The organism is Amycolatopsis vastitatis, from assembly GCF_002234595.1.
GTDB classification, from domain to species: Bacteria; Actinomycetota; Actinomycetes; order Mycobacteriales; family Pseudonocardiaceae; genus Amycolatopsis; species Amycolatopsis vastitatis.
Window position 1 is genome coordinate 1 of the sequence record NZ_NMUL01000003.1, and the last position, 24,215, is coordinate 24,215.

Genomic DNA, 24,215 nt, shown 5'->3' on the forward strand with positions numbered 1-24,215 from the left:
CTCGACCTCGAGCGAGCCACCATCACCAACACCGCCGGCCCCGCGCTATACGCCGATCGCCTCCGCACCGACACCAACCTGTACATGAACGACGCCAAAATCACCGGCACCAAAGAAGACGGCGCGATCCGGCTAATCGGCGCCCACATCGGCAGCCAAGCCGACCTGCACGTGGCCAAGCTGGACAACAGCTCAGGTCCGCTCCTGGTAATGCAAGAGGCGCAAGTCACCGGGGCGTTGCTGTTCCCGTCGACGGTGGTGTGCCCGGCCAGCCGGCAGGGGATGAGTCGCCGTGACTGCCCTGACAGCGAGCGCATCATCTCAGCCGACGGCTTGACCTACCCCAGCCTGGCCGGGATCTCGTGGCGGCAATGGCTGCACCTGCTGGTCCACCACACCAAGACCTACTGGCCCCAACCCTTCCAGCAACTCGCCGCCACCGAGCGCGCCGCCGGCCACGACAACAACGCCCGCGAAGTGCTCATCACCCAACAACACGACCTCCGCCGCCGCACCCCTTGGGCTCTAGGCAACCGACTCGCACGCGGGCGACACGCACTCTGGGGCTGGCTCGGCCGCTACGGCTACCGCGCCCACCGCCTCGTCACCGCCCTCGCCGTCGTCCTCACCCTCGCCGCCACACTCAGCCTGCTCGCCGGGCACGTCACCACCCACCCCGGCCACCACGCCGCCGAACGCATCCCACCCGCCACCGCAAAAACCGCCGACCCCGGCACACCCTGCTCCCCCGTCGAACTCATCGGCCTCGGCATCGACCGCGGACTCCCCCTCGGCACCACCGGCATCCGCGCCCACTGCGACCTCGACACCACCACCGGATGGGGCCAAACCTTCACCGCCACCCTCTGGGCACTCCAAGCCCTCCTCTGGGGCCTGGCCACCCTCGCCATCGCCGCCTACACCGGCCTCGTCCGCAAACCCACCTGACCACCGCCGCCACGCTCGCAAGGCTCGTACCTCGGCAAACGAATAGGGCACCTTCGAAACTGTCTTTGGGCCGAGCTGCCCTCGTGATCGGGGCTCACGCCGTCGACCAACGCGCCGCTAAGGACACCCTGTGCTGTTCCTCCTGGTCAAGTCACCTCACTCCTGCGGCGTTCGGCCGCCTACAGCCGTCTCAGAGAGGACGACTGGAACAGGAAGCAGGCGCACCCACATCGGTTCCCCAGCGTTTGGCACAACGTCTGGCATCCCAACGGTCCATCCGAGCGGCCACGATGAACGCTCGAAGGCCGGCTTCGCAGGGTCTACCCGAACACGCGCCTCACGAGCGCAAGCCGCCGTATCGAAGGTCGCCACGTTGAACAGGGCGTTGCCGGCGAAGGCCGCCTTGTGGAACCAGGCGGCGCCGGCGAAGGCCGCCTTGTCGAACCGGACGTCGCCGGCGAAGTCCGCCTCGTAGAACCAGGCGGCGCCGGCGAAGGCCGCCCCGTCGAACCGGACGTTGTCGGCGAAGGTCACCTCGTTGAACACGGCTTCCCCGGTGAAGGCCGTTCCGTTGAACCGGGCATCGTCGGCGAAGGCCGCCCCGTCGAACCGAGCGTCGCCGGCGAAAGTCGCCTTGTGGAACCAGGCGGCGCCAGCGAAGGCCGCCCCGTCGAACCGGGCGTCGCCGGCGAAAGTCGTGTTGGCAAAACCGGCCGCGTTGATCTGGCAGTCAGTGAGGTCGAGTTCGATCAGGGCGGCGCTGGTGAGGTCGAGGTTGATGTCTTTCCAGAAGGTTTTTGCGGGTCGTTTCGGGTCGATGCCCGGTTTGAGGTGTGTGGCCAGGATGCGCTCGGCTGTGAGACGGACCTCTCGCTCCTGCCGGGCGTCGTCGTCAAGTTCGGCCACGGTCGGCGACTGGGTCACTCGACCACGCGGGCCGCGCTGCGGTACCAGCGCGCACGCCGCGAGCGTGACCACTCGATCGCCGACGCGATGAATCGCAACATCGAGTCCGCGCGCCGGCGCCCGCAGGGCAAACGCGCCCGAAAGCGTGGTCGTCGGCGGGGCGAGGGGCACGCAGGGGACACGGCGGGCGACACGGCCGCCTGACACGACGAAGGCCAGGTGAGAGGAAATACCCTCTGACCTGGCCTTTGTCGTGTCTGCTGCGGTGTGGAGCTGAGGGGAATCGAACCCCTGACCCCCGCCTTGCAAAGGCGGTGCTCTACCAATTGAGCTACAGCCCCGGACGCGGGCGGCGCACCGCCCGCGGAAGATCAGTTGTGGGACGCGCCTGCGGGCTTGGCCGGAGTCGTGCCGTTGTTGGAGGGGACGGGCGCGGTCGCCTCGCGCCAGAGGTCGGCTTCGGCCTTGGCCGCCTTGTTGCGCTTGACGACGAACAGAACGCCGCCCGCGATGACCGCGAGTGCCAGCAGCTTCTTCACCGAAGCCCCCTTCTCAGCTTGCTTCCCTTACCCCGCGATGTTACTGCACCGGTCCGGCCCGGTGTCGGGCGCCGGTGGTTCCACGTGGAACCAAGAGTTCGCAGGTAACGCACGTCACACAGGAGGCGAAATACCGGGCGCGCGTGTCTCGTTGTACCCACTGGTCGGTGTGCCCACCGTGTCCCCCGGGCCGCACCCATCGCCATCGCGGAGTTCCGCTCGGCTGGAGCCGCGATGAGCGTTTCGCCGAGAGGCGACCGTGACGCACGCCGACCGCGACAACTCAGCCCTGCCGGACTTCTCTTCCCGGCAGGGCTGACCTGTATCCGGGACAGACCAGGCCGGCGGGGCACGAAAAAACCGGCCCGTGAGAGTCACGAACCGGTTCGTTCTGTGGGCCTACCAGGACTTGAACCTGGGACCTCTTCGTTATCAGCGAAGCGCTCTAACCGCCTGAGCTATAGGCCCTTGAACGAGAAGAACCTTACAGGACCCCCGAAGGGGCCCTGCAACCGGGTCACTCTCGTTCCGACAGGGTGACTTCGAGGCCTCCCGCGAGGTCCGCCGACACGTTGTAGATGAACGCGCTGACCGTGGCCAGTGCCGACACCAGGACGATGTTGATCGCGCCCAAGATGGCCGCGATGCCGAACACGCGGCCCGCGCTGATCAGGGGTTCTGCTGGTGCGTTGGCGCCTTCGCCGCCCACCAGGGACGAGTACGTGCCGTTCAGCTTGTCCCAGACGCCCATTCCGTCCAGGACCGTGTACAGCACGCCGACCGCTACCAGCCAGACGAAGAACATCGCCACGCCCAGGACCAGGGACAGCTTCAGGACCGACCACGGGTCGAACCGCTTCACCTGCAGCGAAGCCCGGCGGGGTCCGCGGCCCGGGCGCCGCAGGGCGCTCGGGCGGGCTCGCTGGGTCGAGGCCGATGGGACGGCCGCCGCTGACGGCTCGGCGGCCGTGTCCGGGCCGCCGAAGAGGCGGGGGGCGGCGCTTCCCGTCACCACCGGGCGCTCGGCGGCGGCCGGCTGTGTCTCGTCGGCCGACGGCTCGGGTTTGTAGAGCGCCTCGTCCGTGGCCAGCTTGACCGTCGCTTCGGCGTCGCCTTCCTTGTCGACCCGCTGCCATGGCGGGCTGGCCGCGGTCCCGTTCGAACCCGCTGCCTCGGGATTCTCGGATGGTGTCACGAAGAGTCAGTCCTTACCCGTGCCGTGGGGCGCTGTCCGTAGTGAACTTACTGCTCCGACGGCGCCGTCGTTTCTTCACCCGCTTCAGGTGTTTCCGGGGCTTCACCATTGGCGACGTCCGAGGGCTCGTCCGCGTTGCGTGCGACCGCGAGAAGAGTTGTGCCTTCACCGAGATTCATCAGCCGGACCCCCTTCGTCTGCCGCCCTGCCTTGCGGACGTCGCCCGCCGGTGTGCGGATCACGCCGCCGCTCGAGGTGATCGCATACAACTCGTCCTCGGCGTCGACGATGAGCGCACCCACCAGCCTGCCACGTTTCCGGTCGTGCTGAATGGTGAGCACGCCCTTGCCGCCGCGGCCCTGGACCGGGTAGTCCTCGATCGGCGTGCGCTTGGAGTAGCCGCCGTCCGTCGCGACCAGGAGGAACTTGCCCTCCTTGACCACGCTGATGCCGAGCAGCTCGTCGCCGTCGTTGAAGCGCATGCCCATCACGCCGGACGTCGGGCGGCCCATCGGCCGGAGCGCCTCGTCGGTCGCGTGGAACCGGATGGACTGGCCCTCGGCCGACACCAGCAGCAGGTCGTCCTCGGCGCCGGCCAGCACCGCGCCGACCAGCTCGTCGCCTTCGCGCAGGTTGATGGCGATCAGGCCACCGGAGCGGTTGGAGTCGAAGTCGGTGAGCTTGGTCTTCTTCACCAGGCCGCGCTTGGTGGCGAGGACCAGGTACGGCGCGACCTCGTAGTTCTTGATCTGGATGACCTGGGCGATCTTCTCGTCCGGCTGGAACGCCATCAGGTTCGCCACGTGCTGGCCGCGCGCGTTGCGGTTGGCCTCGGGCAGCTCGTACGCCTTGGTCCGGTAGACGCGGCCCTTGTTCGTGAAGAACAGGATCCAGTCGTGCGTCGAGCAGACGAAGAAGTGCTGGACGATGTCGTCCTGCTTCAGCGTCGCGCCCTGCACGCCCTTGCCGCCGCGCTTCTGCGAGCGGTACAGGTCCGTTTTCGTCCGCTTGGCGTACCCCGTGCGGGTGATGGTGACGACGACGTCCTCGACCGCGATGAGCTCTTCGTCCGTGACGTCGCCGCCGAAGCCGACGATCTGCGTGCGCCGGTCGTCGCCGTACTTCTCGACGATCGCCATCAGCTCGTCGCGGATGATCGAGCGCTGCCGCTCCGGCTTCTCGAGGATGTCCTTCAGGTCGGCGATCTCGAGCTCGATCTCGGCCAGCTGGTCGATGATCCGCTGGCGCTCCAGGGCGGCGAGGCGTCGCAGCTGCATGTCGAGGATCGCGGTGGCCTGGATCTCGTCGACGTCCAGCAGCTCCATCAGGGCTGGCCGGGCCTCGTCCGCCGAGGGCGACCGCCGGATGAGGGCGATGACCTCGTCGAGCATGTCGAGTGCCTTGACGTACCCACGCAGGATGTGGGCCCGTTCCTCGGCCTTCTTCAGGCGGAACCTGGTCCGCCGGACGATGACCTCGACCTGGTGCTTCACGTAGTGACGGATGATCTGGTCGAGCCGCAGGGTGCGCGGCACGCCGTCGACCAGCGCCAGCATGTTGACGCCGAAGTTCTGCTGCAGCTGGGTGTGCTTGAACAGGTTGTTCAGCACGACCTTCGCGACCGCGTCCCGCTTGATCGTGACGACGATCCGCATGCCGGAGCGGCTGTTGGACTCGTCGGCGATGTCGGCGATGCCGGTGAGCTTGCCGTCGCGGACCAGGTTCGCGATGTTCTCGACCAGGTTGTCCGGGTTGACCTGGTACGGCAGCTCGGACACGACCAGGATCGTGCGGCCCTTCGCGTCCTCTTCGACCTCGACGACGGCGCGCATGCGGATCGAGCCGCGGCCGGTGCGGTAGGCGTCCTCGATGCCGGACGTGCCGAGGATCATCGCCTTGGTCGGGAAGTCCGGGCCCTTGATCCGCACCAGCAGCGCGGCCAGCAGCTCGTCGTCGGTCGCTTCCGGGTTTTCCAGCGCCCAGGCGACGCCCTCGGAGACCTCGCGCAGGTTGTGCGGCGGGATGTTGGTCGCCATCCCGACCGCGATCCCGGAACCGCCGTTGACCAGCAGGTTCGGGAACCGCGACGGCAGGACGTCGGGCTCCTGCGTGCGGCCGTCGTAGTTGTCGGAGAAGTCGACGGTGTCTTCTTCGATGTCGGCCAGCATCTGCATGGCCAGCGGCGCGAGCCGGGACTCCGTGTACCGCATGGCGGCCGCGGGGTCGTTGCCCGACGAGCCGAAGTTGCCCTGGCCGTCGATCAGCGGGTAGCGCAGCGACCACGGCTGGGCGAGCCGCACCAGCGCGTCGTAGATCGCCGAGTCGCCGTGCGGGTGGTAGTTGCCCATGACGTCGCCGACGACGCGGGAGCACTTGTTGTACCCGCGTTCCGGCCGGAAGCCGGAGTCGAACATCGAGTACAGGATGCGGCGGGCGACCGGCTTGAGGCCGTCGCGCACGTCCGGCAGCGCGCGCGACACGATCACGCTCATCGCGTAGTCGATGTAGGAGCGCTGCATCTCCTGCTGGATGTCGACCGGTTCGATCCGGTCGTTCTCCGGAGCCGGCGGCAGGGTTTCCGTCATGAGGTCCTTCTCGGGTGCGGGTGGTCCAGGCGGGACAAGAGCGGGGGACGCCTACACGTCCAGACGGTCACACATCAAGGAACCGCACGTCCTTCGCGTTGCGCGTGATGAACGAGCGGCGGGCCTCGACGTCCTCGCCCATCAGGACCGAGAACAGGTCGTCCGCCTGGGCGGCGTCGTCCATGGTCACCCGGCCCAGTAGCCGGTTCGCCGGGTCCATGGTGGTCTCCCACAGCTCTTCGGCGTTCATCTCGCCGAGACCCTTGTAGCGCTGGATCGCGTCGTCCTTCGGCAGCCTCTTGCCCGCCTCGACACCCGCCCTGATGACGGCGTCGCGCTCGCGGTCGGAGTACGCGTACTCCGGCTCGGCCCGCGGCCACTTGATCTTGTACAGCGGCGGCCGCGAAAGGAAGACGTGGCCGTGCTCGATCAGCGGCGTCATGAACCGGAACAGCAGGGTGAGCAGCAGCGTGGTGATGTGCTGGCCGTCGACGTCGGCGTCGGCCATCAGCACGATCTTGTGGTAGCGCAGCTTCGAGAGGTCGAACTCGTCGTGGATGCCGGTGCCCAGCGCCGTGATCAGCGACTGGACCTCGGTGTTCTTGAGGACGCGGTCGATGCGGGCCTTCTCGACGTTGATGATCTTGCCGCGGATCGGCAGGATCGCCTGGTACATCGAGTCCCGGCCCTCCTTGGCCGAGCCGCCGGCCGAGTCACCCTCGACGATGTAGAGCTCGCACTCCTCCGGCTTGGTGGAGCGGCAGTCCTTGAGCTTGCCGGGCAGGCCGCCGATGTCGAGCGCGCCCTTGCGGCGGACCAGGTCACGCGCCTTGCGGGCGGCCATCCGGGCCTGCGCCGAGGAGATCGACTTGTTGATGATCGTCTTCGCCTCGGTGGGGTTGCGCTCGAACCAGTCGGCCAGCCACTCGTTCGACTGCTGCTGCACGAACGTCTTGGCCTCGCTGTTGCCCAGCTTGGTCTTGGTCTGGCCCTCGAACTGCGGCTCGCCCAGCTTGATCGAGACGATCGCCGCGAGTCCTTCGCGCACGTCGTCGCCGGTCAGGTTGGCGTCCTTCTCCTTGAGCAGCTTCTTGTCGCGCGCGTACGCGTTGACGACGCGGGTCAGCGCGGCGCGGAAGCCCTCTTCGTGGGTACCGCCCTCGTGCGTGTTGATCGTGTTGGCGAACGTGTACACCGACGGCGTGAACCCGGTGTTCCACTGCATCGCGACCTCGACCTCGAGGCCGACGCCCTTGGCGTCGAAGGAGATCACGCTGGGGTGGATCGGGTCCTTGCTGCCGTTGATGTGCTTGACGAAGTCCTCGAGCCCGCCCGGGTAGCAGTAGACCTTCTCCTTGACGCGGGCGACCTTGCCCTCCGCGTCCTCTTCGGTCTCCTCGTCGGCGACGCGCTCGTCGCGCAGGGACAGCGTCAGCCCCTTGTTGAGGAACGCCATCTCCTGCAGCCGGCGCGAGATGGTCTCGAAGTTGTACGTCGTGGTCTCGAAGATGTTGTCGTCGGCCCAGAACGTCATCGTCGTGCCGGTCTCGGTCGCCGGGCCGAGGTCCTCGAGCGGGCCGGGGATCTGGTCGGTGTACAGCTGGCGCCAGCTGCGGCCGCCGTACTTGACCTCGGCCAGCAGCCTCGTCGAGAGCGCGTTCACCACGGAGATGCCGACGCCGTGCAGGCCGCCGGACACCGCGTAGGAGTCGCTGTCGAACTTGCCGCCCGCGTGCAGCTGGGTGAGCACGACCTCGATGGTCGGCTTGTTCTCCTTGGGGTGCATGTCGACCGGGATGCCGCGGCCGTCGTCGACGACGCGCACCCCGCCGTCGGCGAGGAGGGTAACCTCGACCTTGGTGGCGTGCCCGGCCATCGCCTCGTCGACGGAGTTGTCGACGACCTCCTGGACGAGGTGGTGCAGCCCGCGTTCACCGGTGGAACCGATGTACATGCCGGGGCGCTTGCGGACCGCTTCAAGGCCTTCGAGCACCGTGATCGACGACGCGTTGTACTCGCTCTTGTTCTCGGTCACCGGCGTTGTTTCTCCTCGTCTCGCCCGAGCGGACGCTCGCTCCCTCCCAGTGTACTTGGCCGCGTCCGCTGACATGCGGCAAGGACACCCCTGAACGCGTCACAGACGGACGAAATCGGTGCGAGCCGAGTCTTGACGTATCTCGGGAGGTCTGGATGCGTTCTCGGGGCATTCAACCGAGCATCGCGCAACCCGGGTCAGCCGTACGTGTCACGCGGGCCGCGACCCGGCACGTGGCGTGGGCCTTTCCGCCAGCTCGGGGCGGTCGGACCCTGGATCCGCATGCGCTTGACGACGCCGTTGCCGACCCCCGCCGCGATCTTGTGCAGCAGCTTTCCCTGCAGCAACCGGAGCTGGGTGGCCCACGCCGTGGAGCTGGCGCGGACGGTCAGCTCGCCGTCCTTGAGCGCGACCGGCTGCGCGTGCTCGGCGACGTCTTCGCCGACCAGGCGTGCCCACTGCGCGAAGACGCGGGCGCTCGTGACGTTCTCGTTCCAGCCGCGATCGCTGAGCAGCCGGGAGACGAGCCGGCCGAGCGGCTGCGGGTCGCGCGGGTCGGCGCCCGGTCCCGACCAGCGGCGACGCCGGGGGTTCTGGCCCCCGCCACCGACAGCGCGACGCCGGTACCCGGGGGACGTGCCGCGCTCCTTCGCCTTGGCCTTGGCGGCCTCGAGCGCCGCGTGCGCGAGGTCCCGACCGGTGGTCCCATTCGGAGCAGCGCCATTCTCACTCTGCGTACTCGACGCGGGCTTCTCGACCGGGTTATCCCCCGCGCGGGGGGTGTCAAGCGGCCGATTCGGCGTTTTGGTGACGCGCGGCGATAACTCGGGCACGGGTTTATCCACACTGTCCACAGGTTTGTCCCCAGATCGGTGGGTAACTGCTGTGTCGGCGATCACACCGGGTGCCCGATTCGATCTTGCCGCTCTCCGTCCGCGCTGTTCAGCCACCCGAAATCTCACCATCCGCCACCACGAACCGGCGGCCGGCCAGCTCACTGGGCACGTCCTCGTCGACCGCGGCGGTCACCAGCACCTGTTCGGCACTCGCGGCCACCTCGGCCAGCCGGGCCCGGCGCTTGCGGTCCAGCTCGGCGAACACGTCGTCGAGCAGGAGGACCGGCTCGCCGGCCTCCGCGCGCAGCAGCTCGTAGCTGCCGAGCCGGAGGGCGAGCGCGAACGACCACGACTCGCCGTGGCTCGCGTAACCCTTGGCCGGCGCCTCGCCCAGGATCAGCTCCAGTTCGTCCCGGTGCGGGCCGACCAGGCTGATCCCGCGCTCGAGTTCGGCCTTCCTGACTTCCCCGAGCGCCTTGAGTAAGACGTCCTTGAGGACCTCGGGTTGCGCGCGTTCGCCGTCCGGTACGCCGTACGTCTCCGGCAGGGCCGCACCCAGCGACGACCGGTAGGAGATCTTCGCCGGACGAGAGTCCGGCGCCACCCCCATGTACGCCGAAGCCGCGTACGGCGCGAGATCCGCAACGAGGTTCAGGCGCGCGGCCAGCAGCTCCGCGCCCGCCACCGCGAGGTGGTCGTCCCAGACCTCGAGCGTCGACAGCGCGTACGGGTCCTCGCGACCCGTACGGCGTTTCCCGGCCGTCTTGAGCAGGGCGTTTCGCTGCTTCAGCACCTTCTCGTAGTCCGCACGGACCCCCGCGTACCGCGGCGCGCGCAGCACCAGGAGCTCGTCGAGGAACCGGCGTCGCTCACCCGGGTCGCCACGCACCAGCGCGAGGTCCTCCGGGGAGAACAGCACCGTGCGCAGGATCCCCAGTACGTCACGCGGACGGCCGACCGCACCGCGGTTGACCCGGGCGCGGTTCGCCCGGCCGGCGGTGATCTCCAGCTCGACGGTCAGCTCGCGGTCGTCGTTGACCACCGCGACCCGGACCAGCGCGCGCTCGCAGCCGTGCCGGATCAGCGGCGCGTCCGTCGCGACGCGGTGCGAGCCCAGCGTCGCGACGTACCCGATCGCCTCCAGCAGGTTGGTCTTGCCGCGGCCGTTCTGGCCGACCAGCACGGTCGGCCCGGGTTCGAGGGCGAGATCGGCCTGGGGCCAGGAGCGGAAGTCGGTGACCTGCAGGTGTCGCAGATACACCCGGAACTCCTTATCCGCCGGCCTTCTTCACGGCGTGCCCGCCGAACTGGTTGCGCAGCGCCGCGACCGCGCGCATCGCGGCCGAGTGTTCCTGCCGAGAGGCGAACCGCGCGAACAGCGCGGCCGAAATGACCGGCGCCGGCACCGCGTTGTTGATCGCCTCTTCCAGCGTCCAGCGGCCCTCGCCCGAGTCCTCGACGTAGCCTTCGAGGTCGTCCAGCTCCGGGTCCTCGTCGAGCGCGCGCACGAGCAGGTCGAGCAGCCACGACCGGACGACCGTGCCGCGCTGCCAGCCCTTGATCACCGCGGGCACGTCCTTGACGACCTTCGCCGCCTCGAGGAGTTCGAAACCCTCCGCGAAGGCCTGCATCATGCCGTACTCGATGCCGTTGTGAATCATCTTCGCGTAGTGACCCGCGCCGACGTCGCCCGCGTGCGAGAAGCCCTCTTCGCGCGGGCCGTCCGGGCGCAGCGCGTCGAAGATCGGCATCGCCTTCTCGACGTCGGCGGCCGCGCCGCCGACCATCAGGCCGTAGCCGTTCTCCTTGCCCCACACGCCACCGGAGACGCCGCAGTCGAGGTACCCGATGTTCTTCGCCGCGAGCAGGTCGGCGTTCAGCTTGTCGTCGGTGTACTTCGAGTTGCCGCCGTCGATCACCATGTCGCCCTCGGCGAGCAGGTTGCCGAGCTCGGTGATGGTCTGCCGGGTCGGCTCGCCGGCGGGCACCATGATCCAGACGATCCGCGGAGCGTCCAGTTTGGACACCAGGTCTTCGAGCGACGTCGTGTCGCTGACGTCCGGGTTGCGGTCGTAGCCGACCACCTCGTGACCGGCCGCACGCAGCCGCTCACGCATGTTGAAGCCCATCTTGCCCAGGCCGATCAGACCGAGCTGAACCATGAGATCCCCTTACGTGCAAACGAGAAAGCGGGTCAGCCCGGCAGGCGGACCGGCATCAGGAGGTAGAGGTAGCCGGGGACGACGTTGCCCTCGGGGTCGGCGGGCTTGATCAGCGCGGGCCGGTTCGGCGTGGTGAACGTCAGCTCCGCCCGGTCGCTGTGGAGCGCGCCGAGGCCGTCGACGAGGTAACCCGGGTTGAACGCGATCGTCACCGGCTCACCTTCGTACTCGACCTGAAGCTCCTCTTCGGCGCTTCCCTCGTCGTCACCGCCCGCGGACAACCGCAGCGTGTTGTCCCCGAACTCCAGTCGTACCTGAGTCCCCCGCTCCGCCACCAGCGAAACGCGCTTGATGCTCTCCGTGAGAGCCGACACGTCGATGACCGCGCGCGACGTGTGCGACGCGGGCAGCAACTGGCGGTACGGCGGGAACTCCGCGTCGAGCAGGCGGGTCGTCGTGTAGCGCCCGGAACCGGACAGGCCGAGCAGGCCTTCGCCGCTGGCGAGGGCGAGGCGGATCGTGGCGCCGCTCGCGCCGAGCGTCTTGGCCGCTTCGGCGAGGGTGCGCGCCGGGACGAGCACCGCGGCGTCGGCCAGCCCCTCGGCCGGCTGCCAGGTGAACTCGCGCATGGCGAGCCGGAACCGGTCGGTCGCGACGAGGGTCAGCGAGCTGCCGGAGATCTCGAGCCGCATGCCGGTCAGCATCGGCAGCGTGTCGTCCTTGCCCGCGGCGACGACGACCTGGGTGACGGCCTGGCCGAACGCGTCGCCGGCGAGCTCACCCGCGAAGGCGGGCTGGGACGGCAGCTGCGGGTAGTCCTCGACCGGCATGGTCGGCAGGGAGAAGCGCGCGCTGCCGCACGTGATGGTGGCGCGCGAGCCGTCGACGGAGATCTCGACCGGCTGCGCGGGCAGCGCCTTGGTGATGTCGGCCAGGAGACGCCCGGAGACCAGCAGGCGGCCGCCGTCGGCGATCGTCGCGGGGACCCCGACCGTGGCGGAGACCTCGTAGTCGAAGCCCGAGACCGTCAGCGCATCGGTGTCGCCGTCCGAACCGGCGTCGAGGAGGACACCGCCCAGTACCGGCACCGGAGGCCGGGAGGGGAGGCTTCTGGCCACCCACGCGACGGCGTCGGCGAGCCCGTCACGCTCGACGCGGATCTTCATGCGCGCATCCTTTCGACGACCGAGCCCTCTTCGGCTCGGGCTGGGCGACGAGGCCGGCCGGGCCACGTTCTCGCGGGGCAGTGACCGGCTGCCCCCTCCGGCCGGTCCGCCCTCCGCTTGAGCGGCCGGAGCACGGACCAGGTGCAGGAGTCCACGTTAGGCCGTCGCGGCGGCCCACGTCACCTCGGGCTGCCCTTCGTTTTGTCGACTTGACGACACGATCTCGAGGCTGTCCCCAACTTCGTCCATCGCCTGTTTTTGTTTTGTTCTCTCTTAGAAGAGATCTAAAGGCAGTAACAGTAGTAAGCGTTGTGGATTGTGTGGATTGAGCCTGTTTGCGCAGGTCGGAGCACTCGCGGGCGTGTGGAGAACCATGGTGGCAGACCTGTGGGCAGATCGGGGCGTCCGTGGATGGTTTCGGGCGACCCCCGATTCGTCCACAGCCGGCCCCAGTTGTCCCCACTGTTGTCCCCAGGTGTGGGGTGATCTGTACCCAGGGTCTGGGGGTGCCCGGAGGCGTCCGAATCGCCCTTCCGAGTGATCGGGCCGTCCTGTGTACAGCTTGTGGGCAACCTGGGGAATCCGCGTGGACAACCGTGTGGATTTCCTGTGGACGGCCTGTGGGCGGGGTGTGGACCGATTCGGCGTCGTCGCTGGTGGGAGATCCGTTGGTACTGTGGGCAATCCGCCCACACCATGGGGAAACTTCCTTGTGTACAAACAATTTTCGCGACTTTGCGAAGCACGCGTACACGTGCTTCGCTGCTTCGGGGGCGTACGCGTGCTTCAGACACTCCAACGAGGGCGGTGTCCAATGACGACTGTGCGCAAAGACGGCAAAGGGGCGTCCACATTGAGCGGACGCCCCGAAGTCGTTGCGGGATAAGGGATGTGCTACTGGCGGGCGCGCTGCTTGATGCGCGACGTCAGCTCCTGCACCTGGTCGTAGATCCGCCGGCGCTCGGCCATCTCCTTGCGGATCTTCTTGTCCGCGTGCATGACCGTCGTGTGGTCGCGGCCGCCGAACGTCTGCCCGATCTTCGGCAGCGACATGTCGGTCAGCTCGCGGCAGAGGTACATGGCGATCTGGCGGGACGTGGCGAGCGCCTTCGTCTTGCCGGGGCCGCACAGGTCGTCGAGCGTCACGTCGAAGAACTCGGAGATGACGCTCATGATGGTCGGCGCGGTGATCTCCGGCGCGTGGGAGTCGGGGATGAGGTCCCGCAGCACGATCTCCGCCAGCGCGGCGTCCACCGGCTGCTGGTTCAGCGACGCGAACGCGGTGACGCGGATGAGCGCGCCCTCGAGCTCCCGGATGTTCGCCTCGACGCGCGAGGCGATGAACTCCAGGACGTCGCCCGGCACCGCGAGCCTGTCCTGCGCCGCCTTCTTGCGGAGGATCGCGATGCGCGTCTCCAGCTCGGGCGGCTGGATGTCGGTGATGAGGCCCCACTCGAACCGCGTCCGCAGCCGGTCTTCCAGCGTCTCGAGGCGCTTCGGCGGCCGGTCGGAGCTGACGACGATCTGCTTGTTCGCGTTGTGGAGGGTGTTGAAGGTGTGGAAGAACTCTTCCTGCGTCCCTTCCTTGCCCTCCAGGAACTGGATGTCGTCGACGAGCAGGATGTCGATGTCGCGGTAGCGCCGCTGGAAGGCGACCTTGCGGTCGTCGCGCAGCGAGTTGATGAAGTCGTTCGTGAACTCTTCGGTCGAGACGTACCGCACGCGCATGCCGGGGAACAGCCGTTGCGCGTAGTGCCCGACCGCGTGCAGCAGGTGTGTCTTGCCGAGCCCGGACTCGCCCCAGATGAAGAGCGGGTTGTACGCGCGGGCGGGGGCTTCGGCGACGGCGACCGCGGCCGCGTGGGCGAAGCGGTTGGACGCGCCGATGACGAACGTGTCGAAGGTGTACTTCTCGTTCAGCTTCGTCTTCGACGTCTGCGGCTGCGCCGGCGCGGTGTACGGCTGGCCGGCGATCGGCTGGCCGGAGAACGTCGGCCAGATCTCGTGGACCGCGGCGAGCGCCTCGCCCTCTTCGTCGACTTCCTCGTCGGTGTCGTCGCCGTCGTCCGGCTTCGCCGCGGCTTGCTCGTGCGGCAGCCGCGGGGGCATCGGCTGGGCGGGCTCGGGACGCGGCGGCGGCATCATCGGCGCGCCGTTGCCCGGCAGCGGCGGGGCCGCTTCGGGAGCCGCGCCGTTTTCCACTCGGCCGGGTGACGGCGCGTAGCGGGCCAAAGGCGCCGGGGCGACCGCCTCGGCGCTGTCGACCTTCACCGCGAGGGAGATGGCGCGGCCGAGGCGCCGCGAAAGCGCGTCGGTGATCGCGCCGCGCAACCCGCGCTCGATCGCTTCCTTCGCGAAGTCGCTGGGGGCGGCCAGGAGGGCGGTGCCGTCGAGCAGGCCGATCGGACGGGTCACGCGCATCCAGGCGCGCTGCTGGGGGGACAGGGTCCCGTCGGACAGTTCGCGTACCACCTGTTCCCAGATGACGCCCAGATTGTGCTGGTGCTCCGACACCTGTCTGGCTCCCCTCCCCTCGTCGGCGTGGACGGCCGATCCGCTCCCGGAACGCCCTGGTCACTCCACCCGGCGATCACAGGAAGCCTGTCCGCGCACCGGCACAGCGAATATCCACATAGTTGTCCACAGCTGTGCACTAATGTACGGCGACCCGCGGTGCCGCCACCTGCGGGCTCGTCGTACGCCGGTGGGCACTCCACCACCCGGATACTCGTGCACCTCGACCGGTGACCCGAGAGAGGCACGCTAACAAGCCCCGCTCGCGGCCACAAGGCATCCTGGGCCGCAAGCATTTCACGGTGTACGGCGCGTTGCCATTCGGTGCCGCCGCGTCGACGATCGCGGGCCCGCTTGCCCGTCGCGTACCGTGGCCGAGGGGGTGCTTACCGACCGCCGGACGGGGGTGCGTACCCTCGTAAGGTCTCCCGTATGCGACGGGTGCGTTTCGCGTGCCCACGTTGTCGTTGCTCGTCGTGACGAGGCCACACGTTGGTAGGAGACACCAGAGACTGCCGTGCGCCCGCACGACACGCCAGGCGGGGGAAGTGATTCTTCCGGGCTGGTGGGAACACGGACACCGCGAGACACAGGAGAAGCAGTGAGCAAGGGTAAGCGCACCTTCCAGCCGAACAACCGCCGCCGCGCGAAGACCCACGGGTTCCGCCTGCGCATGCGCACCCGCGCCGGCCGGGCCATCCTGGCGGCCCGCCGTCGCAAGGGCCGCGGCGCGCTGTCCGCCTGATCGCCCCGATCGAGGCGCGCCGTGCTGCCGGCTGCCGCACGTCTGCGGCGGAGTGAGGATTTCCGCGTGGTTCTCCGTCGCGGCTCCAGGGCAGGCAGGCGCCGCCTCGTCGTCCACGCGCTCACCACGGACCCGTCCATGGCCGCCGATCCACCGTCGGCGGCCAGGGCGGGTTTTGTGGTGAGCAAGGCCGTCGGGAACTCGGTGGTCCGCCACCGCGTCACCCGCCGGTTGCGTCATCTCGTTTCGGCCAGACTCGGAACACTGCCCGCCGGCACTTCGTTGGTCGTACGGGCATTGCCGCCGTCGTCGACCGCGTCCAGCGCCGAGCTGGGATCCGATCTCGACGCCGCGTTGCGTCGGTTGGGGCTTCTGTCGTCGCACCGTCCGGCCGGGGATGTCCCCCGCCCGACGCGTCCCGCGGACGCGGCCCCCGACCACGGATCAGCGGTGTGACCGGCATGCGAGCCAACCCCGAGCACGACTCAGCGCACGACCACTTCGATGACGGCGCCGCCGAGCCCCCGCGGCCCGGCCCGGTCGCCTGGGTCCTGCTGCTCCCCATCAAGCTCTACCGCAAGGCGATCTCGCCCTTCCTCCCGCCGGCTTGCCGGTTCTACCCGAGCTGCAGCGCGTACGCAGTCGAAGCCCTCACCCGGCACGGCGCCGGTCGCGGCTCCTACCTCGCGCTGCGCCGGCTGCTGCGCTGCGGCCCCTGGACGCCCCCCGGCCGCGACCCCGTGCCAGAGACGTTCTCGTGGCGTCACCGCAGACCTGAAACACCGATCGAGGAGTAGCAGCAGTGCTCGATTTCATCTACTACCCCGTGTCCTTCATCCTCTGGTGTTGGCACAAGGTCTTCGGGTTCGTCTTCGGGGAATCGACCGCGGTCGCCTGGATCCTCGGCATCATCTTCCTGACGTTCACCGTCCGCGGCATCATGTTCAAGCCGTTCGTGAACCAGGTCCGGTCGATGAAGAAGATGCAGGACTTCGCGCCGGAGATGAAGAAGCTCCAGAAGAAGTACGCGAACGACCGGCAGCGCCAGGCCGCGGAGATGCAGAAGCTCCAGAAGGAGCACGGCGTCAACCCGCTGGGCAGCTGCCTGCCGATGCTGCTTCAGATCCCGGTCTTCATCGGCCTGAACCACGTCCTCCGTGCCTTCACGATGCCGCCGCCCGGTGGCGGCCTGAAGACCGAGAACTACTTCTTCAGCCAGCACGACGTCGAGTCCTACGTCAACGCGAAGCTGTTCGGCGTCAACCTCGGTGAGGCCGTCTACAACGGCGTCGGGGTCGTCAGCGGCGGGGCCACGAACGTCGGGTTCCACTGGAGCGTGCTCCCGGTCGCGCTGCCGCTGATGATCGTCGCGTCGATCGCCACGCACCTCACCGCGCGGCACTCGGTGGCCCGGCAGAACGTCGCGTCGGCCACCCCGCAGACCGCGATCATGAACAAGCTGACGATGTACATCTTCCCGCTCGGTGTGCTCGTCTTCGGTGCGCTGTTCCCGCTCGGCCTCCTCTTCTACTGGCTGGCGAACAACGGCTGGACCCTGATGCAGCAGCGCCTCGTCTACACGAAGATCGACAAGGAAGAGGCGGCTCGCAAGGCGGAGGCCGCGGAGAAGCGCGCGACGCTCGGGCCGAAGCCGGGCCAGAAGCCGGCCGCGCCGAAGGTCGGCCAGAAGCCGGTCCAGCAGAAGAAGAACCAGGCCGCGCAGACCGGAACGTCGAAGAAGGTCGCGAAGGCGGGCTCGGCGCACGGCTTCGCCCAGACCGTTCCGGCCAAGGACGGCGACAGCGACGGCGACAAGACCCCGGCCGACACGAACGGCCAGAACGGCTCGAAGGACAACGGCACGGGCGTGCCGGGCCTTCTCAAAGACTCGACCAGGAAGTCGGGCCGGAAGCGCCGCTGAGCGCGACCGGTTCGGAGAGGAGACGAATGATGTCGGAGACGATCGACACGATCGACGCCGATAAGGACGACGTGACCCCGGAGACGGCCGCGGAGGCAGTGGACGAGCAGAAGCCGGGCGGTGACGACATCCTCGTCCAGGAGGGTGACATCGCCGGCGACTACCTCGAGCGTCTGCTGGACCTGCTCGACTACGACGGTGACATCGACCTGGACGTGGAAGCCGGCCGCGCGATCGTGAGCATCGACGGCGGCGAGGACCTCGAGAAGCTCGTCGGTCCGCGCGGCACGGTGCTGGAGGCGCTGCAGGAGCTGACCCGCCTGGCGGTCCAGCAGGAGACCGGCTCGCGCAGCCGGCTGATGCTGGACATCGCGGGCTGGCGCGCGGACCGCCGCGAGGAGCTGAAGGAGCTCGGCCGTTCGACGGCGGAGTCGGTCCTCAAGAGCGGCGAGCGGGTGCGGCTGCAGCCGATGAGCCCGTTCGAGCGCAAGGTGGTCCACGACGCGGTGGCGACGGTCTCCGGAGTCGCCAGCGAGAGCGAGGGCGAGGACCCGAAGCGCCGCGTGGTGATCTTCCCGGAGTCCTGAGGCCCGGTTGCCGAAGCGGCCCCACCCGACTGGTTCGGGTGGGGCCGCTTCTTTGTGTGCTAGGTGTTGCTCATGCGACCGGCGCCCGGTGAGGTTCTCCACTTCTCGGAGGACCCGTCGATCACCCGTTTCGAGCCGCACGTCGCCGCGACCGCGCGACAGCCGGAGGCGTACGTGTGGGCGGTCGACGCGGACCGGGCGCCGGACTACTGGTTCCCCCGCCAGTGTCCCCGCGCGATGGCTTGGGTGACGGCCGGAACCTCCGTCGCGGATCGGTCCCTCCTCGGCCCGGGCGTCGATCGCGTGCACGCGATCGAGTACGGCTGGCTCGAGGCGATGCGTACCGTGCGGCTGTTCGCCTACCGGTTCGCGGCGACCTCTTTCCGTTCGTTCGGTGCGCACGCTCATGCGGTCGTGGCGACCGAGCCGGTGAGTCCGCTCGGACCTCCGGAGCCCGTCGGCGATCTGCTGGCGTGGCACGAGGAGGCCGGTATCGAACTACGCGTGCTGCCGAACCTGTGGCCGTTCGTCGACGCGGTGGCGGAGAGCTCGCTGGGCTTCAGCGGCATCCGGCTGGGGAACGCCCGGCCTCGGCCGAGCGAATTACACGCGTGATGTTTCACGTGGAACCGTCCCCGGCGGCGGCCGCCTGAGTGGAGTTGTCCACATCTGCGGTCTGTCGGCTCGTTTTCGCCTCGACATCGGGGACAATCGAGCGAGCGCGGTTTCACGTGAAACCGGCGGACGAGGAGTAGGCGGAGTGAGCTTGGAGCAGGCCGCGGCGGCGGTGCGGGCCGCGGCGGAGCGAGTGTTCGGTGAGCACGTCGACCAAGCGGCCGGGTACGTCGAACTCCTGGAGCGACACGGCGTCGAGCGTGGCCTGATCGGACCCCGGGAAGTCGAGCGGCTGTGGGAACGGCACGTGCTCAACTCGGCGGTGATCGGCGAGCAGCTGCCCGAAGGGGCTCGCGTCATCGACGTCGGGTCGGGGGCGGGGCTTCCGGGAGTACCGCTGGCGATCGCGCGACCGGACCTCGATATCGTCTTGCTCGAACCGATGGCCCGCCGGGTGGACTGGCTGGCCGAGGTGGCCGAGAAGCTGGAACTCCCGATTACCATCATCCGTGGACGCGCGGAGGAGCGGCCTGTGCGTGAGCAGCTCGGTGGTGCCGACATCGTCACCGCTCGCGCGGTCGCCCCCCTCGCCCGGCTCGCGGAATGGTGCCTGCCACTCGTCCGTTCCGACGGCTTCCTGGTCGCCCTCAAAGGGGCCAGCGCGGCGGACGAGATCGATCGGGACGGCGCCGCCATCCGCAAGGCCGGCGGTGCCGATCCACTGATCGTCGAGTGCGGTGCGGCTGTGCTCGAGGTCCCCAGCACGGTCGTGAAGATCCGTCGCCTGCCGTCGAAGACGGCGCCGGGCAAGCCGAAGGCACGGAGCAGGAAGCGTTAACGGGTCGCGATGTTCCACGTGAAACGACGCGACTCGACCACCGACCAGACGTCTAGATGGAGGAGGTGTCGAGACCGGTGAATCCCCCGCCGTCCGACTCCACGGAGACCAGCCACGACGTGGGCTGGACGCCGATCGCCGAAGAAGCCGCCCGCGCCGCGCGTCTGCTGCACCCGGAGAGGACGCTTCCCCGTCCCGGCCGTCGTCGCGTGATGACCGTCGCCAACCAGAAGGGCGGCGTCGGCAAGACCACCAGCACGGTCAACCTCGCCGCCGCGCTCGCCGTCCACGGGCTCAAGACGCTCGTCGTCGACCTCGACCCGCAGGGCAACGCGAGCACCGCGCTCGACGTCGACCACCGGTCCGGGACGCCCTCCATCTACGAGGTGCTCATCGGTGAGGTGACGCTCGCGGAGGCGGCCCAGCCGACCGAGCAGTCCCCCAACCTCTTCTGCGTACCGGCGACGATTGACCTCGCCGGTGCCGAGATCGAGCTCGTCTCGATGGCGTCCCGCGAGTCCCGGCTCAAGGAGGCGATCTCCTCGGAGATCCTCGACGAGATCGGCGTCGACTACGTCCTCATCGACTGCCCGCCGTCGCTGGGACTGCTGACGGTCAACGCGATGGTCGCCGCGCAGGAGGTGCTCATCCCCATCCAGTGCGAGTACTACGCGCTGGAAGGTCTCGGGCAGCTGCTGAGCAACATCGAGCTCGTGCAGCAGCACCTCAACCGCGAACTCCGCGTCTCGACGATCCTCCTCACCATGTACGACGGCCGGACCAAGCTGGCCGACCAGGTGACGAACGAGGTGCGGAACCACTTCGGCGACACCGTGCTGAAGACCGTCATCCCTCGCAGCGTGAAGGTGTCCGAGGCGCCCGGGTACGGCCAGACGGTGCTGGCTTACGATCCCGGTTCGCGTGGGGCGATGAGCTACGTCGACGCGGCCAAGGAGATCGCCGAGCGTGGCGCACAGATGGAGAAAGGTAGTTCCACATGACCGAGCGCCGAGGAGGGCTGGGGCGCGGCCTCGCCGCTCTGATCCCGACCGGACCGACCGGTGGCGGCCCGCTGCCCGCGCCCGGTGAACCGTCGGCGGCGGACAAGAAGGCGGCCGAGGACAAGGGCTGGTTCGCGGCCAACGGTCAGGCGAAGCAGCACAGCGGCGAGGTGGCCGGCGCGGTCTACCGCGAGATCCCCGTCGGCTCGATCAAGCCGAACCCGAAGCAGCCGCGCCAGGTCTTCGACGAAGACGCGCTCGCCGAACTCGAGCACTCGATCCGCGAGTTCGGGCTCATGCAGCCCATCGTGGTCCGCGAGCTCGGGAACGACGAGTACGAGCTCGTCATGGGCGAGCGGCGGCTACGGGCGTCGCAGCAGGCGGAGCTCGAAGCGATCCCGGCGATCGTCCGGCAGACCGCCGACGAGTCGATGCTCCGCGACGCGCTCCTGGAGAACATCCACCGCGTCCAGCTGAACCCCCTGGAAGAGGCGGCGGCGTACCAGCAGCTGCTCGACGAGTTCGCCGTCACCCACGAGGAGCTGGCGAGCCGGATCGGCCGCAGCCGCCCGGTCATCACCAACACGATCCGGCTCCTCAAGCTCCCCCTGCCGGTGCAGCGCCGGGTCGCCGCGGGCGTCCTGTCCGCCGGGCACGCGCGTGCGCTGCTGTCGCTGGAGGACGCCGAAAGCCAGGAAGAGCTCGCCGCCCGCATCGTCGCGGAAGGCATGTCGGTCCGGGCGACGGAGGAAGCCGTCACGCTCAAGAAGAGCGAGAAGCCGGCCAAGCCGAAGCCCGCGCCGCGCAAGCCGATCCAGGCGCCCGGGTTGCAGGAGCTCGCGAACCGGCTCTCGGACACGTTCGACACCCGCGTGAAGGTCGACCTCGGCCGGCGCAAGGGCCGGATCGTGCTCGAGTTCGGCTCGGTCGACGACTTGGAGCGGATCGTCTCGATCATCGACGCGAACACGGCAAATCGGACACCGGATTCCGATTAGGGATCACCCCAGGGCGTTTCGTCACGGTGATGATTGCGCATCGCGGTGATCGACGGCACGCTCGGTGATGATCGTTCGCGACACGAAAAAGGCCACCACGGACTGATCCGTAGTGGCCTTTCGCGTGAGGATCAGCGGGCGATCGCCCGGGAGATCAGCTCCGAGAAAACTCCGCCGAGCGACTTGCCCGCCGCTTCGATCGACATCGGCACCGTGGACGTCTCGGTCAGACCCGGCGACAGGTTGACGGCGAGGAAGTTCACCGTGCCGTCCGCGGCGACGATCGCGTCGGTGCGGGAGATGTCGCGCAGTCCCATGACGCGGTGCGCGGCGACGGCCAGCTCGGCCACCGCCTTGGCCGCGGTGTCGTCGAGCCGGGCCGGGGTGAAGAAGTCGGTCAGGCCGGCGGTGTAGCGGGCCGTGAAGTCGTACACGCCGCTCTCCGGCACGATCTCGACCGCGGGGAGGGCCTGGGGCCCGTTCTCGCCTTCGACGACCGTCACGGCCACCTCGACGCCCTCCACGTACCGCTCCGCGAGCACCGTGTCGCCGTAGGCGAAGCAGCCGACCATCGCCGCCGGCAGTTCCGCCGCCTCGCGCACCACCTGGGTGCCGAGCGCCGAGCCGCCCTGGTCCGGCTTGAGGATCAGCGGCAGGCCGAGGCGCTCCACCATCGCGTCGAGCACCGCCTGTGCGCCCAGCTCGCGGAAGATGCTGTGCGGCAGCACCACCCAGTCCGGCGTCACGAACCCGGCGTTCGCCAGCAGCGCCTTCGCGGTGGGCTTGTCCCACGCTCGGCGGCAGCCGTGGGAGCCGGTGCCGACGAACGGCACGTCCAGCATCTCCAGGACCGTCTGCACCGAGCCGTTCTCACCCTCGCCGCCGTGGAGGGCGATGACCACCGCGTCCGGGCGCTGGGTGCGCAGGCGCTCGAGCAGTCCGGCGTCGGTGTCCCATTCGTGGGTGTCGAAGCCTTCCGACTTCAACGCCGCCGAGAGCCGCCGGCCGGACCTCAGGGAAATGTCGCGTTCGTGCGAAAGCCCGCCGGCGAGCACGGCAACGGTACGGTCGACCACCGTAGGAACTCCTTTTGCTACTACGGACTTCCGGTTTTAGACGGTGTCCGGGGAAGGTGTCTGCGGGCCGCGGATCCGGCGCGTGCCCACGTTACCGAAGGTACGGGCAAGGTCCATTTCGGACTCGAGCACGGCGGCCAGCCGCCGCACGCCCTCGGTGATGCGTTCCGGCGTCGGGTAGCAGTAGGACAGCCGCATCTGCCGGCTGCCGAAGCCGTCGGCGTAGAAGCCGGTTCCGGACGCGTACGCCACCCGCGCCGTCACCGCGCGCGGCAGCATCGCCTTCGTGTCGACGCCTTCCGGCACCGTCACCCAGACGTAGAAGCCGCCGTCCGGCTTGGTCCAGGTGCAGCCCGGCGGCAGGTGTTCGTCGAGCGCGGTCAGGATCGCGTCACGCCGTTCGCGGTAGTTCTCGCGGAACTTCTTGATCTGGCCCTTCCAGTCGTGCGTGGCCAGGTAGCGCGACACGATCATCTGGTTGAACGTCGGCGGGCACAGCGTCGCGGACTCCGCGGCGAGCACGAGCTTCTCGCGCACCGCGTGCGGCGCGAGCACCCAGCCGACGCGCAGGCCGGAAGCGAAGGTCTTGGAGAACGAGCCGAGGTACACGACGTTCTCGGGGTCGGTCGACCGCAGCGCCGGATAGGTCTGCCCGTCGAAGCCAAGCAACCCGTACGGGTTGTCTTCGACGACCAGGACGCCGTGGTCGCGGCAGATCTCCAGGATCTCCGCGCGGCGCTCCACCGCCAGCGTGACGCCGGCGGGGTTGTGGAAGTTCGGGATCGTGTAGAGGAACTTGACCCGGCGGCCGGCCTTCTCGGTCCGGTCGAGCGCCTCGCGCAGCAGTTCGGGCACCAGGCCGTGGTCGTCCATCGCCACGTGCACGACCTGAGCCTGGTACGCGGCGAACGAGCCCAGCGCGCCGACGTACGAGGGGCCTTCGGCGATCACGACGTCACCGGGGTCGCAGAACAGCCGCGTGACCATGTCCAGGCCCATCTGCGAGCCGACGGTCACCACGACGTCGTCCGGGTGCGCCTTGATGCCCTCCAGGGCCATGATTTCGCAGATCTGCTCGCGTAGCACCGGGACGCCGTGCGCCGAGCCGTACTGCAGCGCCACCAAACCGTCTTCCGCGATGATCTCCGCCACCTGCGCCGACAGCGTGTCGAGCGGGAGCGCCGCCAGGTTCGGCATGCCGCCGGCCAGCGAGACCACCTCGGGCCGGCTGGCCACCGCGAACAGCGCCCGGATCTCGGAGGCGGTCATCCCGGCGGTGCGCGCGGCGTACCGCTCGAGATGCGGGTCGAGGCTGTGGCGGCCGCTCTGCGGCTTGCTGGGGCGGTTCTCGGTCATCGACGATTCACCCGGGGCTCGGTGGACACGGTCACTCCCGCGGGAGCGGTGGAGATCCCATCGAGTGTAACCGGGCACCCATCCGGGACCCCTGGCCTTTCGGTGCTTGTCACATCGGCCTATCCTCGACCGTGGCTCCCGTGTTCGTGCTGTGGCTCTTGCGCGGCTTGACGAACGGGCAGCCGGTCGGGA

Annotated in this window: 21 protein-coding genes, 2 tRNA genes and 1 pseudogene; 10 read left to right on the top strand and 14 right to left on the bottom strand. The window is 68.8% G+C overall.

Annotated elements, in window-relative coordinates:
- Nucleotides 1-948, top strand: a pseudogene (locus CF165_RS02515) (hypothetical protein); the annotation flags it as partial.
- A 156-nt stretch (nucleotides 949-1,104) separates the two neighbouring features.
- Here the strand turns inward: CF165_RS02515 and CF165_RS02520 are convergent.
- The 12 genes from CF165_RS02520 to dnaA all read right to left on the bottom strand — a co-directional run bounded on the left by CF165_RS02520 (nucleotide 1,105) and on the right by dnaA (nucleotide 14,886).
- The gene (locus tag CF165_RS02520) at nucleotides 1,105-2,025 is read right to left on the bottom strand and encodes a pentapeptide repeat-containing protein (protein WP_093945774.1); all 921 of its coding nucleotides are present in this window, start codon (nucleotides 2,023-2,025) and stop codon (nucleotides 1,105-1,107) included.
- Nucleotides 2,026-2,122: 97 nt separating this feature from the next.
- Nucleotides 2,123-2,195, bottom strand: a tRNA-Ala gene (locus CF165_RS02525).
- A gap of 30 nt (nucleotides 2,196-2,225) precedes the next feature.
- On the bottom strand, nucleotides 2,226-2,393 hold the full coding sequence (locus CF165_RS02530) for a DLW-39 family protein (RefSeq protein WP_086679331.1): 168 nt from the start codon (nucleotides 2,391-2,393) through the stop codon (nucleotides 2,226-2,228).
- 394 nt (nucleotides 2,394-2,787) lie between these two features.
- Nucleotides 2,788-2,861: transfer RNA gene (locus tag CF165_RS02535), tRNA-Ile, on the bottom strand.
- A gap of 49 nt (nucleotides 2,862-2,910) precedes the next feature.
- Nucleotides 2,911-3,588 carry a DUF3566 domain-containing protein gene (locus CF165_RS02540; protein ID WP_093945775.1) on the bottom strand — a complete coding sequence of 226 codons (678 nt, stop codon included), beginning with the start codon at nucleotides 3,586-3,588 and terminating at the stop codon, nucleotides 2,911-2,913.
- A gap of 47 nt (nucleotides 3,589-3,635) precedes the next feature.
- Complete coding sequence (gene gyrA / locus CF165_RS02545; protein ID WP_093945776.1) at nucleotides 3,636-6,173, bottom strand: DNA gyrase subunit A; 2,538 nt, start codon at nucleotides 6,171-6,173, stop codon at nucleotides 3,636-3,638.
- Between the two features lie 67 nt (nucleotides 6,174-6,240).
- Nucleotides 6,241-8,208 (bottom strand): DNA topoisomerase (ATP-hydrolyzing) subunit B, encoded by a 1,968-nt coding sequence (gene gyrB, locus CF165_RS02550; RefSeq protein ID WP_093945777.1) that lies wholly within the window; start codon nucleotides 8,206-8,208, stop codon nucleotides 6,241-6,243.
- A 197-nt stretch (nucleotides 8,209-8,405) separates the two neighbouring features.
- Nucleotides 8,406-9,041 carry a DciA family protein gene (locus CF165_RS02555; RefSeq protein ID WP_093945778.1) on the bottom strand — a complete coding sequence of 212 codons (636 nt, stop codon included), beginning with the start codon at nucleotides 9,039-9,041 and terminating at the stop codon, nucleotides 8,406-8,408.
- 109 nt (nucleotides 9,042-9,150) lie between these two features.
- Nucleotides 9,151-10,305, bottom strand: coding sequence for a DNA replication/repair protein RecF (recF, locus tag CF165_RS02560; RefSeq protein ID WP_093945779.1), 1,155 nt, complete (start codon nucleotides 10,303-10,305; stop codon nucleotides 9,151-9,153).
- Nucleotides 10,306-10,315: 10 nt separating this feature from the next.
- Nucleotides 10,316-11,206, bottom strand: a complete 891-nt coding sequence (gnd, locus tag CF165_RS02565; protein WP_093945780.1) for a phosphogluconate dehydrogenase (NAD(+)-dependent, decarboxylating) — start codon at nucleotides 11,204-11,206, stop codon at nucleotides 10,316-10,318.
- 32 nt (nucleotides 11,207-11,238) lie between these two features.
- A complete protein-coding gene (gene dnaN, locus CF165_RS02570; RefSeq protein ID WP_093945781.1) occupies nucleotides 11,239-12,372 on the bottom strand; it encodes a DNA polymerase III subunit beta in 1,134 nt (377 codons plus the stop codon).
- 894 nt (nucleotides 12,373-13,266) lie between these two features.
- On the bottom strand, nucleotides 13,267-14,886 hold the full coding sequence (gene dnaA / locus CF165_RS02575) for a chromosomal replication initiator protein DnaA (RefSeq protein ID WP_093945782.1): 1,620 nt from the start codon (nucleotides 14,884-14,886) through the stop codon (nucleotides 13,267-13,269).
- A gap of 601 nt (nucleotides 14,887-15,487) precedes the next feature.
- Here dnaA and rpmH point away from each other — a divergent pair.
- The 9 genes from rpmH to CF165_RS02620 all read left to right on the top strand — a co-directional run bounded on the left by rpmH (nucleotide 15,488) and on the right by CF165_RS02620 (nucleotide 21,591).
- The gene (gene rpmH / locus CF165_RS02580; protein WP_013231070.1) at nucleotides 15,488-15,631 is read left to right on the top strand and encodes a 50S ribosomal protein L34; all 144 of its coding nucleotides are present in this window, start codon (nucleotides 15,488-15,490) and stop codon (nucleotides 15,629-15,631) included.
- Between the two features lie 21 nt (nucleotides 15,632-15,652).
- Complete coding sequence (rnpA, locus tag CF165_RS02585; protein ID WP_093945783.1) at nucleotides 15,653-16,087, top strand: ribonuclease P protein component; 435 nt, start codon at nucleotides 15,653-15,655, stop codon at nucleotides 16,085-16,087.
- Between the two features lie 5 nt (nucleotides 16,088-16,092).
- Nucleotides 16,093-16,428: a membrane protein insertion efficiency factor YidD gene (gene yidD / locus CF165_RS02590; RefSeq protein WP_093945817.1), complete on the top strand. Its 336-nt coding sequence runs from the start codon at nucleotides 16,093-16,095 to the stop codon at nucleotides 16,426-16,428.
- Nucleotides 16,429-16,433: 5 nt separating this feature from the next.
- Nucleotides 16,434-17,552, top strand: a complete 1,119-nt coding sequence (gene yidC / locus CF165_RS02595; RefSeq protein ID WP_093945784.1) for a membrane protein insertase YidC — start codon at nucleotides 16,434-16,436, stop codon at nucleotides 17,550-17,552.
- Between the two features lie 29 nt (nucleotides 17,553-17,581).
- A complete protein-coding gene (locus CF165_RS02600) occupies nucleotides 17,582-18,139 on the top strand; it encodes a Jag family protein (protein WP_167441323.1) in 558 nt (185 codons plus the stop codon).
- Between the two features lie 72 nt (nucleotides 18,140-18,211).
- Entirely contained in the window at nucleotides 18,212-18,754 is a 543-nt protein-coding gene (locus CF165_RS02605) for a DUF6886 family protein (RefSeq protein ID WP_093945786.1), read from the top strand.
- Nucleotides 18,755-18,899: 145 nt separating this feature from the next.
- Nucleotides 18,900-19,592 (top strand): 16S rRNA (guanine(527)-N(7))-methyltransferase RsmG, encoded by a 693-nt coding sequence (gene rsmG / locus CF165_RS02610; protein ID WP_093945787.1) that lies wholly within the window; start codon nucleotides 18,900-18,902, stop codon nucleotides 19,590-19,592.
- 77 nt (nucleotides 19,593-19,669) lie between these two features.
- Entirely contained in the window at nucleotides 19,670-20,593 is a 924-nt protein-coding gene (locus CF165_RS02615) for a ParA family protein (RefSeq protein WP_093945788.1), read from the top strand.
- Nucleotides 20,590-21,591, top strand: a complete 1,002-nt coding sequence (locus tag CF165_RS02620; RefSeq protein WP_093945789.1) for a ParB/RepB/Spo0J family partition protein — start codon at nucleotides 20,590-20,592, stop codon at nucleotides 21,589-21,591. The genes CF165_RS02615 and CF165_RS02620 overlap by 4 nt, the downstream gene beginning before the upstream one ends.
- Before the next feature lie 131 nt (nucleotides 21,592-21,722).
- On the opposite strand, the gene CF165_RS02625 is transcribed toward CF165_RS02620, so the two are convergent.
- Both CF165_RS02625 and CF165_RS02630 read right to left on the bottom strand, forming a co-directional pair.
- Nucleotides 21,723-22,667, bottom strand: a complete 945-nt coding sequence (locus CF165_RS02625; protein WP_093945790.1) for a D-alanine--D-alanine ligase family protein — start codon at nucleotides 22,665-22,667, stop codon at nucleotides 21,723-21,725.
- A 36-nt stretch (nucleotides 22,668-22,703) separates the two neighbouring features.
- Entirely contained in the window at nucleotides 22,704-24,023 is a 1,320-nt protein-coding gene (locus tag CF165_RS02630) for an aminotransferase-like domain-containing protein (RefSeq protein WP_093945791.1), read from the bottom strand.
- Nucleotides 24,024-24,215 lie beyond the last annotated feature (192 nt).